This window comes from Ochrobactrum sp. BTU1, assembly GCA_018798825.1.
Taxonomy (GTDB): Bacteria; Pseudomonadota; Alphaproteobacteria; order Rhizobiales; family Rhizobiaceae; genus Brucella.
In genome coordinates, this window is the sequence record CP076356.1 from 40,262 (window position 1) to 56,016 (window position 15,755).

Below are 15,755 nucleotides of genomic sequence, written 5' to 3' on the forward strand. Positions count from 1 at the left end.
ACAGGCCGTTAGCGAGCGAGGAAGGCGTCGGTGGAGATCACTTCGCCATAGCCAAAGGAAAGCGCTGCCATCAGCGCCGCGTGCACCTGTGCCGCCGGAGTGGTGACACCGTCGAAGTTCAGATCAAGCGTTGCGCAGGCATCGTGAATCGTTATGGTTTTGTAGCCCAGATCGTTGGCTGCGCGCACCGTCGCATCGACGCACATATGGCTCATCGCGCCGACGACCACGACGTCCTCAATGCCGTTTTCCTTGAGCAGATCGCTCAACCCGGTTTCGCGGAAGGAGTTAGGGAAGTGCTTGGTGATGACGGGCTCATCATCCTTCGGCAGCACGGCTTGATTGATCTTGGCACCGTCGCTGTCGGGCACGAAGAGTTGTGCTCCGGGCATCTCGTGGCGAATGTTAATGACCAGATCACCTTTTGCGCGGGCATGAGCCATGACGCTTGCGGCATTGGTGGCTGCGGCGTCGATGCCATGAAGCGGGAGGTTGCCCGATGGCCAATATTCATTTTGAAGGTCAACGACCAGAATAGCGCGCTTCGACATGTCGAAAAATCCTTTCAGAGTTAGTTGTTGCTTGCGCCAAAGATCGTTTCAGGTGAGTGTTGTCGCAATTGGCGAAAACGACATAATGAAGGGCGATATCGACAATGGCACATGTGCGGATAGGGATCCTGCTTTACCCAGGTGCGCAGACGTCGGCTGTGCTAGGATTGACCGACCTGTTCAAGGTCGCTTGCCGGTTGGCTGATAATGTCGTTTCCGCTACCCCGCGTCTGTTAGTGCTGCATTTGCAGCTCGAGGGCGATGAAGAGCCCGATATTGTTTTCCAAAGCGAGCCCGACGCAAGCGGGGAGGTCGCAGGTCCTTGCGACGTGCTGATCCTGCCGCCTTCGCTGGAGCCACCAATATCGGCAGAAGTTGCCACGCCGCTTGCGCGCTGGCTGCGCACACGTCATGGTGAGGGTTCGGTATTGGCTTCCCTCTGCGCCGGAGCCTTTCTTCTGGCGGAAACCGGGCTTCTCGGCGGACGAACGATCACAACCCACTGGGGTTCTGCCGATGCCTTCCGCAATCGCTTCCCTGATGTGTCGCTCGATACAGATCGGCTGATCATCGACGGTGGTGATATCATCTCGGTGGGTGGACTGATGGCATGGACCGATCTTGGCCTGAAGCTTGTGGAGCGTTTTCTTGGTCCTGTGGTAATGGCACAGACCGCACGAATGCTGCTGATTGATCCACCGGGACGAGAGCAGCGCTATTATAGCGGGTTCGCTCCACGGCTGACCCATGGGGACGCAGCGATCCTTAAGGCCCAGCATTTTCTTCAGGCGAATGGTGGCAAAGAAGCACGACTTGCGATCTTGGCCGAACAGGCAGGATTGGAACAACGCACCTTCCTGCGTCGTTTCCAGAAAGCCACTGGTATGACCGCCACCGACTACGCTCAACGCTTACGAGTCGCCAAGGCCCAGGAGCTTTTGCAGTTCGGCCAATCTCCCATTGAACGCATCGCTTGGGAGGTCGGCTATTCTGATCCCGGTGCGTTCAGCAAAATCTTCGTTCGCATTGTTGGACTGTCGCCAGGAGAATATCGCCAACGGTTCCGGGCCTGACCATGTTTCCTGACGGCCTGATACCGCATATATCCCGATTTTCAGGACAAGTTGGTGGTCTGAAATCAAAAATGTTTTGGTGCAAAAGGCGGCTGTAGGACTTAGTGGGCATCATGAGGATCCCGCGGTGCCCAACGGCTGCTTTCTTGTTTAGTCTGTTTGAAAGCTTACTAGCCTCTTCACACCCCAAAGCTGCCGAAGAGCTTCCGCCCCCCTTGCGACCGTTTGTCGTTATGAATGACTTTCCATGAAGTGAACGCTAAGATGGTAGAGTTGGCGCCGATGTTGGAGATTTCCGCGGCAAAAAAGATAGAAAATTGACAGCAAAACCAAAATTTACATGGCCCTTAAGCACTAACGGAAAGAGAAATTATGCGGAAGATGGCGGTTATCCTAAGTGCCATTGCCTTGACGTATTCGATCCCCGCGAAGGCTGATCGACTTGTTTGTTCTGAATCGGAGCATCTGCGCTACATGAGGATGGTCGGCGAGGTTGGCGAGATGGGAATCGCCCTTAACCCTGTGGGACAAGATCGTGCGGCTTTTGAAAGGTTGAAAGCAGCATATGAAAAGCTCAACCTGAAGGGACAGAAGACCTCGCTGTACGTCGCGCATGTTCCCACCGGTCAGATTTATAGTCAGACATGTGCGAAAGAGCGTTGTACGATGGAAGAAATGTCAGCACCCGAACAGATCTGTTTGATCGATCATATGAACCAATGTAGCTATGTTGCGCTTCGTTTCCGGGGCGAAGAGTTCTGCCTACTCCGTTCACCGCAAAACTAAACGTTTGATCCCCGGCAATTTAATGGATTTTCCGGCACGATCGCCTAACTCCGTTCGGTATGCAGCGAGTTTGTCTCGGAAATCCCGAACTTTGCATTCTCACGCGAATTTCTGTCGCAATAGTCGAGCAAGAATATCCGACTTACATGACAGATTTTTGCGGCACTACAGGCTGCGTCTACCCTCTCGCTGCTCGCAAACCGACTGACGGCATCCCACGCCATTTTCGACATGAGCGGATCAGTTCCGCAATGGAGGCTCGGGCCTATAGCAATCTGGATGCCCGCCCGCTGCGCCGTTTGACGTTGTTGTAATAGTCGGAGGCCTGCTGCACGGAACGATGGCGCGATTGTTCCATGGCTTCCGGCAGGGGGATGCCGCGATTGGCCGCTTCGGTGAGATAGCCGGAGCGCAGGCCGTGCGCTGAAAACTCCTCCGGCTTAAGCCCTGCCATTTGCGCGCGTTGCTTGACGATCCGGTTAACGGCGCTGGGTTCGAGCGCTCGTACGGAAACATTGCCCCAGCGATCGATTTTGCGAAACACACTGGCCTTGTCGATCTTGGCTGCTTCCAGCCAGCGGGTCAGGGCTTCGACGGGTCCGCCGGTCAGATAGACGATTTCATCGTAATCAGCGCCACTGGTTTTGGTGCGGCCGAGATGGATGCCAAGAGAGGGCAGGGGAGCGCCGTCCTCATCAGTGACGGGCGACTGTTTGACGAGCTGTTCTACGCGCAAACCGGCGATTTCGCTGCGCCTGCGCCCGCCCGAGGCAAAGGCCACCATCAGGATAGCGCGATCCCGCAATGCGGTTAGATCCTCGCCGGAACACGTCGCCAGCAGCTTGCCCAGAATATCGCTGGTAATCGCATTGGCACTCTTGCGGCTGCGCGGCCGGTTGATGGCACGGACCGCAAGCCGGATTGCCGATTTGATGGACGGTGACGAGAACGCGCCTTCCAGCCCGCGCCAGCGGGTCAGCGTCGACCAGTTGGCCAGGCGGCGGCGGACGGTAGCCGGTGCATGTGGCCCCGACACGCGCAGAAAGCCTTGTTGGCGCAATTCCTCTTCCACGTCGGCCGGCATGCCGTGATCGGGTTCGATCTCGCGCTGCTGCGGCCGCCAGAGATGATGGGCAACGAATTTCAGCAACAGGGCTTCGGGCGCGGGGAAGGGCAGGGGGCTGTCGGTTGCAGCCATCGACCAGGCTTCGAGATAGGCCAGATCCGAAGTCAGCGCGCGCAGGGTGTTTTCGCCCATGCCTTCATTGACGAGATGCCGGAGCGTCTCGACATCCTCATCCGTCAATATCCCGGCCAGCATGTCGCGCCGGTTCATCGGCAAGACAGCTGCAAACGTATCAAGTTGCTGGGAACGCCATTCGATCGGCTTTTCTTTGGCCATCGCTACAATGTGGAAGATTCAGGGTGCAGTTTAAGGTCGGTTTTCCCGAAATCCTGTCCTTTAAACAGCAGCGGTGCTTTAGCAACACTGGCCACAGCATAGGAATAGCAGTCGCCCATGTTCAGCGCAGCCGGATGGCGTCCTTTGCCAAATCGATCAAATGCTTGTTCAGCGGCGCGATAATGCGCTTGATCGAAAGCTATTGCAGTGATGTTTGGCAAATCCACGAGCTGGTGGATAATTGCAGCGGCATTCTGAAATCCCTTGCCTGTTAGAACCATCCGGGTTTCCAACAGCGTCGGCCAACCGATAATCACAGCCTCACGCCGCACCAGACGTTCAAAGGATATAGCTTCCGGCTCCCCCAGCGCCATCGCCAGGATAATCGACGTATCGATGGCGATCATCGTGGCAATCCGTGCTCATCGTAGAGATCATCATGTGCAGAGGTCGTACCCTTTGGCACATCCCGGCGGCCTTCTGCCATGAGATCCAGAAGCGCATCCATAGGGGTGAGTGCCTGCTGCTGGCGCAATTCCTGATCGTAGCGCTCCAGCGCCCGCTCGACGAGCTTATTAATCGGCTGGCCAGTGCGTTTGGCCAGAGCATGGGCGAGATCACGTGCTTTGGAGCTGCGCACAGACAGCTGTGGTTCAGACATTGCCATTCCTCATTGCTTTTGCAGATTATATAGCAATTAGCGGCTTAGATGGCAATTGTTTTACATCAGATGGCTAACATCCGATAAGAGGTACTTATCGGATGGTATTGGCACATCCAAACGGCTTACCCAGTGACGGACATTAAATAAGCACTGGTGTCCGTTTAACAGTTCATTTACTATAAATTCAATGCGTTACGACCTCGACACTTTGCCTCTTCAGACCTTGCTACAGCCAATGGCCCGGGCCAGTGAAGCCTTGGCACCTCTCGATGAGCGCCTTGCCCATTCGCCAGTCGGCGCGGGGCTGATCGAACGGTTTCATTTTGCCGATGCCTGCGCCTCGCTGTGGCTGGATGGTGAACTGGTCGAGGTGGAAGATCTCGTCCTGCACGAGGCGGCCCGCGATATCCGCTCGCCGAGCCACCAACTGACCATTGCCCGGGACGTGTTGCAGACCCGACGGCGCATTGTCGCGCAGTCGCCAGACTGGGCGCTGAGTGCGAATGGCTTGCGCAGTTTGCGGCAGGCGGGGCCAGCAGCATCTCTTGGGGATGATGGCATCGTCGCGGAGAGGAAGCGTACTGCAGATTACGATGAGGCAGTCGATCGGCAGGATCGGAACGGGGAGGGGATAAAAGATCACTTGGATGACGAGTTCGTCCTGCCTGGCATTGATCTCGACGCCATTGACGCGGTGCTTGCACGGTCCGAAACGGTTCTGGCCAAGGTGAAGGAGCCAGAGTGGTCGCAGAAGCCGGAGGCTGACCCGCTGATCCGCGATCCCGATTGGGATGAAGAGGAACGGTTAGAGCAATGGCGAACCGTGTTGCGGTCTATCAGCGATCTGCCGCCGGTGCTGCGGGCCATCCTAGCGCTCGATGCCTGGAACGAACTCGCAGTTTTGCAGCGCGCGCCTTGGTTGGGTCGTTTGTTGGCAGCCTCACTGCTGCGGCGCGACGGGCTGACCACCCAGGCGCATCTTCTGTCCATCAATGCCAGCCTGAAAACCATCCGTGTTGAACGGCGGCGTCATCGCAGTCTCGAAACCCGGCTTCTTGCCAGTCTTGAAGGGCTGATGGCCGGTATTGAGCTCGGCTTCAAAGAACATGACCGGCTGCTGCTGGCGCGGCAGATGCTGGAACGGCGCCTTGCGGGACGGCGCGCCACGTCCAATTTGCCGGGACTCATTGAACTGGTGCTGGCCAGGCCGTTGGTTTCGACTGGCCTCATCGCCAAAGAACTCGACATCACGCCCCGTGCCGCCCTGCGTCTCGTCGAAGAACTTAATCTGCGCGAAATGACCGGCAGGGGGCGGTTTCGGGCATGGCGAGTGCTGTAGAACGGACGGACACGCCAGTCCAACTTCATCATCTCTGCTCCAAGCGCAGCCGGCAACTAATGAGCGGTTTTGCAGGTTGCCGCAAGAAGTCGACCCATTGCTGGCTTTCGTTGTCCAAATCTCCCCGAGGCGCAGGCATTTTGGCAGATACAACAAACCAATCTCCTGCGTCAATTCGTTGACAGAATCAAGGGTGGGATCGAGAACCGTCAATCTGGAAATGGCAGAACGACACGCCGCCGATCGAATATCGAACGACGGTACCGATGGCGATCTATCTGACGGTGGCACTCAGTCTTGGGATCAGCACGTCAATCGGGGAGGAGAGAAACTTTTCTGTCCTTGGCCAGGAGACGGCTGTATGGTCAATAGCGACTTCGTCGCCGCACAATGACATTATGCGTAGCCAAGCAGACCTCGCCCGTTTCAGGTGAGAGCTTCGCAAACTGTTCGACCGGATAAAAGCGACGCACGGAGAAGACGCCACGATCAACGTGTTTCCAGCTCTGCTGGTTTCTGCGGCAGTGGAGGTCGGACGGGTTTGGATGCTGAAGGGAGATCTGCCCCTGCAAATAATTGACCAGATTCGAGCGTTAGGCGGTTTCGCGCATGCCCTTCGGATTGCGTGAACGACAGGTACGTAGAATGATCGGGCAGCCGGATGAGCGGCACGATTTCTCGGCGGGAACTGGAGTTAGTAACTATGAGGAGAAAACGATGACGAAGAGGGCCGTTCTACTGTTCGGAGCAGGAGCGTCGGTGGAGTACAAGGCGCCGTCTACGGCGGCTATCACTGCCGAAATAGAAGCGCAGGTTGTGGCGGACGAGTGGATGAAGGCGTGCGGAGGAGACAAAGCATACCAGATTATCAAGGGCTGTCTGCAAACCTATCTGCAAAGTCCGGACGATGTAAATTTTGAACATATCTACCACTGCGCACATGAACTTAGCTACATGTTCTCCCACTCTGACGGCGCGATGAACGAGTTTCGCCCGCTCCTTCCCGCCTTTACGGCGCTGAAGGAGCCACTGGATGAATGGGCTCTTCGCGCGCTCTGCGGAAAGATCACCGAAGTCATTTACCACCAGTTCTCCGCCGCTTGTGACGATAATCCTCTCTCGTTAGCCCCCCTATCGAAATTTCTCGAGAAAATTCGCCGGACGCATGTGACGCGGATTTACACCACCAATTACGATGACTTCATTCTGCAGGCGGTGCCGGATCTTTACACCGGCTTTCCCAACCTCGCCGTGCCTGGCCCGCAGCCATTTGAGCTCCGAAAATTCTGGGACAGGCGCGATGACGCTAGCGTCTTCTACCTGCATGGCTCCGTCCACTTTGGCTTCCCGCATCCAATGCCCGAGAAGAGCGAGATCGGCGACCTCTACTGGTTTCATTCGCGGGCTGAGGCTCGCAAGCATGCGCGTTTCGACGGCAGTGACGTTTCACGCATGGATGGCACTCAAGTCATGCGGACTTCGGTAGTAACCGGGCTCGACAAGCTCTCGCGGCTGCAGCAGCGCCCGATGTCCCACTTTTATGCTTCGTTGGCGACCGATCTCATGCAGGCAGATGTCATATACGTAGTCGGCTCAGGCCTTACCGACCTCCACCTGAACAGTTGGCTTCGCGAAGCCCGATCGCTCAACCCAGTTGTACCGTTGCTGTTCGTCGATTACTGGACCGGTCACTTCCTAACGGCAACAGCTTTCGATTATCATCGTAAGGAGAGCCTTCTGTTTCACGAGCTGCGTGTTCATGCTAGGGGGCCTTTTGGTGGTGAGCGTGTCGGCGATCACTGGACGCTCTCACCGGATGGAACGTCAGCAATTTGGGACAACGGGTTTCAAAGCTTTTTGGCGGCGCCGGATGAACTTGATAACATTCTACTCCGCCTGAAATTTCAGCATTAGGTCGGGAATGTGCGGCTACCTGACTCGCTCAAAGACACCAGTGGTCGTCAGTTCATTAAAGGAACTTTCCTACTTCCTAGACTAGAAACGCCTAGCGGCCAGCCGCCAGCACCAGATCTTCAGCCACCGCCAAGTTCGGTATAGGCGAGCGCTGATACCACGAACCGGTTCAGTTCTCGAAGCGGGCGCGGGGCGCGTTGCACTCTGCAGCTACTTTACCATTTTACTGATCGGCGTAATCTTCCGGTCATAAATGAGATGGGCGGCCTTTTCCTCTTGCGGAGCTGGATCAAATGCAGGTCAAGGTAATCGCACCGGGCGGCAATTAGTGGAGCAGGGTTGCGGACGCCATGAAGGGTATGGGCAACTATGTCCACCTGTGCTTGCGCAACACTGGGCTGATGTGGTGAATGGCCTCAGATCCCAGCATCGCAATGTCACAAAGCGTAGCTGTCAATAGTCACATATGGCAGAGCCGTCCATAGAGAAGATTCCAACATTTGGTTAAACGCGAAATACGAAACACTGCGAGAACTGCGATGAAAGCGATCAGTTTCCGTATCGCGCTTAGACCAGGGCTAACCAGTCTGCCGCAGATCTGTTCTGGCGATCAATGGGCTTCCAATTGTTCTATGACGAACTTGCGCAGTTCCGGGTAACGTTTGAGCTTACGCGACCGTGTTCTGCGGTCTTTGCTGATGTTGTCGGCAACAACACTATGATAGCCATTATAGTCTGGTATCTCAGTATCCCGAAAGCTGTTGCGCTTGATCTCGCGATAGATTGTCGAGCGATGACGACCCATCAGCCGCGCAATATCGCCGAGAGGGACTTTAAGCTGTTTAAGTTCGAAAAGACGACGACGTTCACGCAAAGTGATTTGCGAATAGCAATTCGGCATCCAATTTCCTCCATGGCTAACCACATGAATTAATTGGCATGTTGCAGTTTAAAATAGAATGTACCATCTGGAAATCGACTTTGTAACGTCCGCCCTGGGCCAACTGCCGTCTTCCGCTTCCCGCCAATAGCAGCCATGAAGCATTGGCGGGCGAACTCCAAACGATGTCAAACATCGGCCTTACCTAAGTTACTAGCTTCTAAGGCAACATTATGATTAAACAGCCCTAGGTAGAGCGGGGATTATAACATTGCGAGATAATGAAGCAGCAACAGGCGAAGAGTACGTGCTTAGCGCGTCTTTTTGGGAGACAGGTCAGGCCTTAGGATTTCCGATACAGTTTGATCTTGTTCTAGGCCATCTTCGGCAGGACATGCGCGACGATTGGTACTCTGACTGCCTTCAATACGAGGATATTTTCAGCAACAAGGACGATGCGAAACGGATCATCATTTCGCTTCTTCAGGATTGGAACGGTGTCTACCGTGGCACGAAAAGCATTGTCCGAAACATTCCCAAAAAAGGCTACGGTGAGCGTTACGGTCTCGAAACAGATTTTTTCGACCGCTTCGTGTATCAGGCGATTTGCACATTTCTTATCCCCTATTACGATAAGCTGATCAGCCACAGGGTTTTAAGTTACCGTTACGATCCGAAGCCTCTAAAAAAGAAGTATCTTTTCAAGCCAAAAATAAGCCGCTGGTTCACCTTTGAAGGGGTAACTCATACCTTTGTGGGCTCAGGGAAATTTCTTCTCGTCACCGATCTCAGCAACTTTTTCGAAAATATATCGCGCGCGGAACTAATCAAAGAACTTGAGAAAGCGATTGTTAGTCTGCAAGCGACAGGCCCGGAAAAGCTTCAAATTAGAAATGCGATCGGAACACTGGAGCGACTGCTCGGGCAATGGACTTATAGCGGCTCTCACGGCCTTCCGCAGAACCGCGACGCCTCGTCCTTCCTTTCAAACATTCTTTTATCCAACGTTGACCGCGCAATGGCCAGCAAGGGCTATGACTATTACCGCTATGTCGACGATATCAGAATCATCGCAGATTCTGAATTGGAGTGCCGTCGGGGGCTTCAAGCGTTGATAAGGGAATTACGTGCGATCGGGATGAACATTAACGCGAGCAAGACGGAGATACTCTCGCCCGACGCCTCCGTTGAGAAGATAGCTGAGTATTTTCCTTCGCAAGACAGTTCAACGACTGCGATCAACCACATGTGGCAATCCCGTAGCCGCAGGCTCGTTACGAAATCAGTGACTTATATTTTTGAGATTTTGTCGTCCTGTATCGTCAACAACGATTCCCAATCTCGCCAGTTCCGGTTCGCTGTTAACCGAGTGGCTCAGATTGTGGAATCCGGCTTGTTCGATGTAAGTGACCCACTATCAACCGCGCTGCTCGCGACTCTGTCGGAGACGCTTTCATCACATGCAGTTTCAACAGATCAGTATTGCCGTCTCATATCTGTTCTTGACAAGGATGGACGCTGCCTTCCTGCGTTGGAGTCTTTTCTGACATCGGGCGAAGGTGCTATTCATGACTGGCAGAACTACAACATCTGGCTGCTTCTAGCATCTAAGCGGCATCGATCCGATGCCCTAGTTCAACTGGCCGATCGAAAGCTTCAAGAAGACATGAAGTCTGGCGAGGCCGCTGCTATTCTCATTTGGCTTCGGTGCGTGAACGAGACCACTTTGATCGAGCGATCCGTAGGGGCGTTCTCCGCATTACTTCCATATCAGAACTCACGGTATCTGCTTATTGCATCGTCGAATTTACCAGATACAACTCTAAAATCGCTATATGGCGAAGTACCCACGTCACTTTTGGGCACCGCGGGACGGGCAGCGAAGCATCATAATGAAGAAGGTCTGCCGTTCGCCGTTCGGGAGCAGCCTGATCTTTTAAACCTCGTGGACGAGGTCAGCGAATATGATTGATACCGACTGGGCCATACTACTATTCATCAAAGATTTTACCGGAAGAGGTGCGGACCAGTTCTATTGGTTAAAAGAGAACTTGGTTGCGACGACACCGAAGGAAATTGTCAGCTACGTCGGAACGACGGTCTGTCATGACTTCTGGATCATTCGTGACGTCATCTACGACGCGGCTGGCGACCTGCCTCGTTCAATTGTCGATCTTGACGAATTCCGGATTACAATAAGTGGAAACCCTGAGGACCGGGTGGCCCGCGAAAAGATGGATATCAGCGTCGAGCTTGCAAAATTTGGCGCGAGTACCGAGATGTGTTCGGCGTACCGGAAGATGTTTAACAAGGGGGTTGAATTCGACACGATTGTTGCTGAGCCGGCAGCCAAGTCTATGGCTAAAATGTTCGTGTCGCTTTGCGAACAGGCAAAAGCAAATGGCGAATGGGAGCGATTTAGTAGCGTAGAAGTTCCCATATACCGGGTACTTCAGAAATCAATGGCGGCTGGCATAACGATCGATCCAACTGATTTGTCAAGAAAGCGGCGAGAAGCGGATTTTGACTACTTCCTTTCATTGAAAAAATACTCCGCGAAGCACGACATGCCGCTCGAAACGCCTTCAATCTCAGACATTGAAGATCGGCTTCTTGGAACCGGATTTGATCTAGCAGGCGTTTCACCTGAATATGTCTTGGAATTCCTGCCACATGAAGGAAACTTCGGTGAAGACACGCTGAACCTCCGAGAGTTTGACGACACCAAAAAAGTTCTTTCTTCGCTTGCGGTGTTCAACGGGCGTACACGGCCCATCATAGACGTTTTCGGATCACGCACGTCTCGCATTCAACTACGCAGTCCAGCCCTACAAAACATTTCTAAGAAATATAGATCGATTATCATTGCACCTAAGGGGGCTACGTTGTCGTACGTGGACTACGACCAATATGAAGTCGGAATAATGGCGGCTTTATCGGAGGACCCTCAGCTTAAATTACTATACAGCACAGGTGACATGTACGCCCTGTTCGCTACCGATCATCTGAAGCTCCCGGAAAATAGGAAAGCTGCGAAACAGCTGTTTCTTTCATATGCCTATGGGATGAGCCGTAGAGCACTCGTCGACGCCGCTGTCTCTCTCGGCGCGGAACGGGCGAACGCCAAAGCTGCTTTCAGTCTCTTTCCAGTATTTGAGAATTGGAAGAAATCCGTGTGGACGAGGTTCCTGAAGAGCAGCAGCATCACGACAGTTTTAGGAAATCATTACGAGCGAACCAAAACTGGTCAGTTAACCGCTAAGGAACAGCGCTCAGCCGTGAGCCAAGTAGTGCAGGGAACGGCTTCACTCATCTTTAAGAAGGCGCTTTTAGAGGTCAGTCATCTGTCTGACGTCAAAATAACATTGCCCATGCACGACGCGCTTCTATTTGAACACCATTCACCTGATACGCCTGCCAAAGTCGTCGAAATCTTTGAGAATGTTATGACGAGAGAACTTAGCGGTATTGTTGTCGGTAAAGCGTCTGTTGGGCAATTTGCTCCTGATTGATATCAAGAATTGTCGAAGACATGACCAGTGATGTTAGTGACGAGTCGGATTTACGTCGTAGATGACCGCTTCGGGCCAATCCCAGACCTTGGCGGCAAAAACTCTGACGTCCGCTTTCGGTGTTGGATGTCCTAGCAGCGCACAGTCGGCCATCGGCCCCTTTGCTGCCGTTCACGGCGAGTGGGTCTCTTGACTCTAAATCAAACTCATATAACCGCCAAACAATCTGCCCCGGTTACCCGGAAATCCGGCGCATCCAGCCGGTAGTCGAGGTTATCTTCTCCGACAGGCAGTCGTGTGCGTTGACAATATCATGCGGGGGAGGGCTACCGTTTCACGAAGGGGCTAACTGCATGTAAGCAGTCTCAATCACTAAAATGAAGCTCGCAATCATCAGTGAAGCTGCCGCTCACTGCAAATTCGGTTTGGTCGGCTATGGTTTGGGAGCGGAGTGGCAATTATCCAGTTTGTAACGACAGCTTTGCGCCTTCAATGTAGAGATTCACGTAGCCTACCTGCGCTACCCAAGAGCATTCGTTCCAGAGATCATGCTTTCAATGTTCGTGAAAGGATAGGTGGCGACTGGCGGCTCTGAGAAAGCTCTTGCAGAAGGCGGATGTACCTAGACTAGCTGGTATAATCCACGCGGAAACAAGAAGTATTGGCGTTTAACTTCAGTCATGCCATTATGCCTTTACCACAAACGCGGGGGCGCAAATGGCTTATAGAAATAAGACCTATATCTGTTTCGATGGCGATACAGACATGAAATACTATCGGCTTATGACCGCATGGGCAGAAAATGAGAATTTCAATTTTACTTTTTACAACGCTCACGACCTAAATTCTGCTCGTGACAGCAGTCAGGAGGAAAGCATCAAGCGGCAACTGCGTGAACGCTTCGCTAATTCCAAACTCTTGGTTGTCCTCATTGGGGAAAAGACCAAACTGCTCACCAAGTTCGTGAAATGGGAAATTGAGGTTGCAGTTAGGCTCGACCTGCCCATCGTTGGCGTCAATCTCAATAGCAGCCGAGTTATCGATGACCGCTGTCCCCCAGCGATGAAGCCAGAACTGGCCGTTTATGTGCCGTTCGGAGCGAAGATCATCGAGTATGCAATGAAAAATTGGCCAGCCGATCATCTCTCGTACCGCAAACAAAAAAAGACTGGCGCATTTCAGTACACAGAGACAACTTACAAGAGCTTGGGTCTATAGTCTGTGAAGTACCTATTCAGTTCCATCCGAACTTTTTCATATTGGCGTTATGCCCTGTTTTCGATGGCCGGTATTGGCAGAACTCTAGCAATTACGGGAAGCATTTATCTGCTGCTCGAGATGCTGGATTTTTTCGGTATGTACACCCGTGACAAGTACAGCGGCTTTGCTTTTTTTGTCATCATTGGATTCTCCGTCGTAGCTGCTCTTGCATCGCGCCGACCAGTCTCGCGTGTGACTTATAGAATTCCGAAGAAAGATTTCAGCTTCGAGGTTCTAGTTGGCGATCTGTTGGAATCCCCCAATCCCAACATTGTGATTAGCACCAACACGACCTTCGATACTGACATCTCTAGCGGGTTGATCAGCCCCGACAGCTTGCAAGGCAAGTTCACCAACAAGTTTTTTCAGGGGAATACGGCCGAATTGGACAAGCAAATTTCAGTCTCACTGAAAGGAGTCGAATTCGAGGAACACCCCGGTGGCCGCGGAAAAACTCGGCGCTATCCGATTGGAACTGTTGCCAAAGTCAACGCGCACGGCAAAACATTTTATCTAATGGCCATGTCTGAACTGAATAACGAAGGTACGGCCAAATCGACGCCGCGGATGATTGACACATCCCTTGAGGCGTTATGGACCTTTATTGCTGAGAGAGGCGAGCTAGGAGACATTTCAATCGCAATTCTTGGGACAGGACGGGGTCGGGTCGGGCTACCCCGCAAAAAGGTTGTGGAAAGGATTGCTCAGTCATTTGCGGACGCCTCACAGGATAAAGTTTTTTCTAACAAACTAACAATTGTCGTTCATCCGGGTGACGCGGAACGCTTTGGCGTGAACTTGTTTGAGATACGAGACTACCTGAGCCAGAGTTTACACGTATAAGGTATGTCTCAATTAAGTTCACTGCGACTATAAATGGCAGCTTTCGGGAAACCCCAAAGCTCCCTGAATGGCCGCATTGCGGTCGGAAGCTGCCGGAAGGTATGCCGCCCAGTTAGTGAAGGATAGCGCAGGGAGCAGACTATACGCCTGAAACCGTCGGTAGCACTCAATCAATGCGACCGTCTGAGACTGACGGGAATCAAGGCCGACAGCAAGAGCCCAGAATCTTCGTTCAGACGTAATAACCCGATCGCCCAGACCGCGGTCCATAGGGACCGTTAGGCAAAGTGCCTCCGGCTAGGCCTAGCGATTTTTGGGGGTGTTACTGTTTTATGAATATCCATTTGGCCTTGACTTCAACCAGAAATAGTGCGGACTATTCCATAGTATTGCTGCGCCCTAAGACCCATTACAGAAGGTCGCGCACGCATAATTGGTAGACAAAAAAGGAGAGTACTCATGGCACTTAAACCAGGGCCAAAGCCGATAGCAAAATCAACGGGAAAACCAGATCAGCGCCGACGTGACAATAAAAGCACACCGGGGAATACACCGTCCCTCAAACCTAGTAAGCCCAAAAAATAAGGCAGATGAAGAGGGCTCTTGTAAACTTGCCCTTCTAAACCGGAATTTAATCGAACCTGCGCGAAATACCGCGCAGGCCTATTACCTCTACGGGCACCGTAACGTTAACTTTGATGTAAATCTCAGCAGTGGATAAGAGGGCATGCACGACCGTCGCTCCTCGCTTTACCACCGCCACCGCTTTGCGCCTGAGATTATCGCTGAAGCAGTGTGGCTGTATTTCCGGTTTCCGCTGAGCTTTCGCATGGTCGAGGACATGCTGGCATACCGAGGGATCATCGTCACCCATAAGACCGTGCGCGAATGGGCTGAAAAGTTCGGACGAGACTATGCCAATACAATCCGTCGCCGCACACCGCGCTTTGGCGACAAATGGCACCTTGATGAGGCTGTCGTGACGATCAACGGCGAACGGCACTTTCTGTGGCGCGCCGTTGATCAGGATGGCTTTGTGCTGGAAGTGCTGGTCCAGAAGCGTCGCGATACCAGGGCTGCGAGGCGTTTCATTCGGAAGTTGCTGTCAGGTCAGGGCGCAGTTCCCCGCGTCATGGTCACGGATAAACTGGGATCTTATGGTGCTGCCAATCGGGAGATCGGCCTCACGCTCTGTGATCATCGCCAGCATAAGGGCTTGAACAATCGGGCTGAGAATTCTCATCAACCCATAAGACGACGAGAACGGGTCATGAAGCGTTTCAAGTCAGTACGACACTTGCAGCGTTTCGCATCCATTCACGACCCGATCTACAACCTTCACCATTTCCCCCGTGACCGCTTCACCTCTGCCATTCACCGCGAGCTGCGCCAAACCGCCAATACTATCTGGCGCGATATCGCTGGCCTGTAATCTGCATAAAAGCAGCTTCAAAGTCCGGGATATGTCCGTAAGCAGGTTAACGTTACGGTGCCTGTCAGAATGCGGAAAGCGTAAAACTGAAATTTTGCC

Annotated in this window: 14 protein-coding genes and 1 pseudogene; 10 read left to right on the plus strand and 5 right to left on the minus strand. The window is 53.1% G+C overall.

What is annotated here, in order from left to right:
- Positions 1–8: 8 nt before the first annotated feature.
- Positions 9–551: a cysteine hydrolase gene (locus KMS41_19260; GenBank protein QWK80739.1), complete on the minus strand. Its 543-nt coding sequence runs from the start codon at positions 549–551 to the stop codon at positions 9–11.
- Between the two features lie 104 nt (positions 552–655).
- Here KMS41_19260 and KMS41_19265 point away from each other — a divergent pair, with 104 nt between their 5' ends.
- Positions 656–1,624 carry a GlxA family transcriptional regulator gene (locus tag KMS41_19265; protein QWK80740.1) on the plus strand — a complete coding sequence of 323 codons (969 nt, stop codon included), beginning with the start codon at positions 656–658 and terminating at the stop codon, positions 1,622–1,624.
- A 372-nt stretch (positions 1,625–1,996) separates the two neighbouring features.
- Positions 1,997–2,410: a hypothetical protein gene (locus KMS41_19270; GenBank protein QWK80741.1), complete on the plus strand. Its 414-nt coding sequence runs from the start codon at positions 1,997–1,999 to the stop codon at positions 2,408–2,410.
- 265 nt (positions 2,411–2,675) lie between these two features.
- Here the strand turns inward: KMS41_19270 and KMS41_19275 are convergent, their stop codons facing one another.
- The 3 genes from KMS41_19275 to KMS41_19285 are packed head-to-tail and all read right to left on the minus strand — an operon-like array spanning position 2,676 to position 4,473.
- Positions 2,676–3,812: a site-specific integrase gene (locus KMS41_19275; GenBank protein ID QWK80742.1), complete on the minus strand. Its 1,137-nt coding sequence runs from the start codon at positions 3,810–3,812 to the stop codon at positions 2,676–2,678.
- Between the two features lie 2 nt (positions 3,813–3,814).
- A complete protein-coding gene (locus KMS41_19280; protein ID QWK80743.1) occupies positions 3,815–4,219 on the minus strand; it encodes a type II toxin-antitoxin system VapC family toxin in 405 nt (134 codons plus the stop codon).
- On the minus strand, positions 4,216–4,473 hold the full coding sequence (locus tag KMS41_19285; GenBank protein QWK80744.1) for a type II toxin-antitoxin system VapB family antitoxin: 258 nt from the start codon (positions 4,471–4,473) through the stop codon (positions 4,216–4,218). Before KMS41_19285 ends, KMS41_19280 begins: the two co-directional genes overlap by 4 nt.
- Before the next feature lie 181 nt (positions 4,474–4,654).
- On the opposite strand from KMS41_19285, the gene KMS41_19290 reads away from it, so the two are divergent.
- From KMS41_19290 to KMS41_19300, 3 genes and pseudogenes are all read left to right on the plus strand, one after another.
- Positions 4,655–5,815, plus strand: a complete 1,161-nt coding sequence (locus KMS41_19290; GenBank protein QWK81118.1) for a DUF1612 and helix-turn-helix domain-containing protein — start codon at positions 4,655–4,657, stop codon at positions 5,813–5,815.
- A 69-nt stretch (positions 5,816–5,884) separates the two neighbouring features.
- Positions 5,885–6,444: pseudogene (locus KMS41_19295) on the plus strand (SAVED domain-containing protein).
- An 88-nt stretch (positions 6,445–6,532) separates the two neighbouring features.
- Positions 6,533–7,729, plus strand: a complete 1,197-nt coding sequence (locus KMS41_19300; protein QWK81119.1) for an SIR2 family protein — start codon at positions 6,533–6,535, stop codon at positions 7,727–7,729.
- 610 nt (positions 7,730–8,339) lie between these two features.
- Here the strand turns inward: KMS41_19300 and KMS41_19305 are convergent.
- Positions 8,340–8,630 carry a helix-turn-helix domain-containing protein gene (locus tag KMS41_19305; protein QWK80745.1) on the minus strand — a complete coding sequence of 97 codons (291 nt, stop codon included), beginning with the start codon at positions 8,628–8,630 and terminating at the stop codon, positions 8,340–8,342.
- 286 nt (positions 8,631–8,916) lie between these two features.
- Between KMS41_19305 and KMS41_19310 the strand changes: the two genes are divergently transcribed.
- From KMS41_19310 to KMS41_19330, 5 genes are all read left to right on the plus strand, one after another.
- The gene (locus tag KMS41_19310) at positions 8,917–10,581 is read left to right on the plus strand and encodes an RNA-directed DNA polymerase (protein QWK81120.1); all 1,665 of its coding nucleotides are present in this window, start codon (positions 8,917–8,919) and stop codon (positions 10,579–10,581) included.
- On the plus strand, positions 10,574–12,121 hold the full coding sequence (locus tag KMS41_19315; GenBank protein ID QWK80746.1) for a DNA polymerase I: 1,548 nt from the start codon (positions 10,574–10,576) through the stop codon (positions 12,119–12,121). The genes KMS41_19310 and KMS41_19315 overlap by 8 nt, the downstream gene beginning before the upstream one ends.
- A gap of 717 nt (positions 12,122–12,838) precedes the next feature.
- Entirely contained in the window at positions 12,839–13,339 is a 501-nt protein-coding gene (locus tag KMS41_19320; GenBank protein ID QWK80747.1) for a TIR domain-containing protein, read from the plus strand.
- A gap of 3 nt (positions 13,340–13,342) precedes the next feature.
- On the plus strand, positions 13,343–14,224 hold the full coding sequence (locus KMS41_19325) for a hypothetical protein (GenBank protein QWK80748.1): 882 nt from the start codon (positions 13,343–13,345) through the stop codon (positions 14,222–14,224).
- 727 nt (positions 14,225–14,951) lie between these two features.
- Complete coding sequence (locus KMS41_19330) at positions 14,952–15,656, plus strand: IS6 family transposase (GenBank protein QWK80749.1); 705 nt, start codon at positions 14,952–14,954, stop codon at positions 15,654–15,656.
- Positions 15,657–15,755 lie beyond the last annotated feature (99 nt).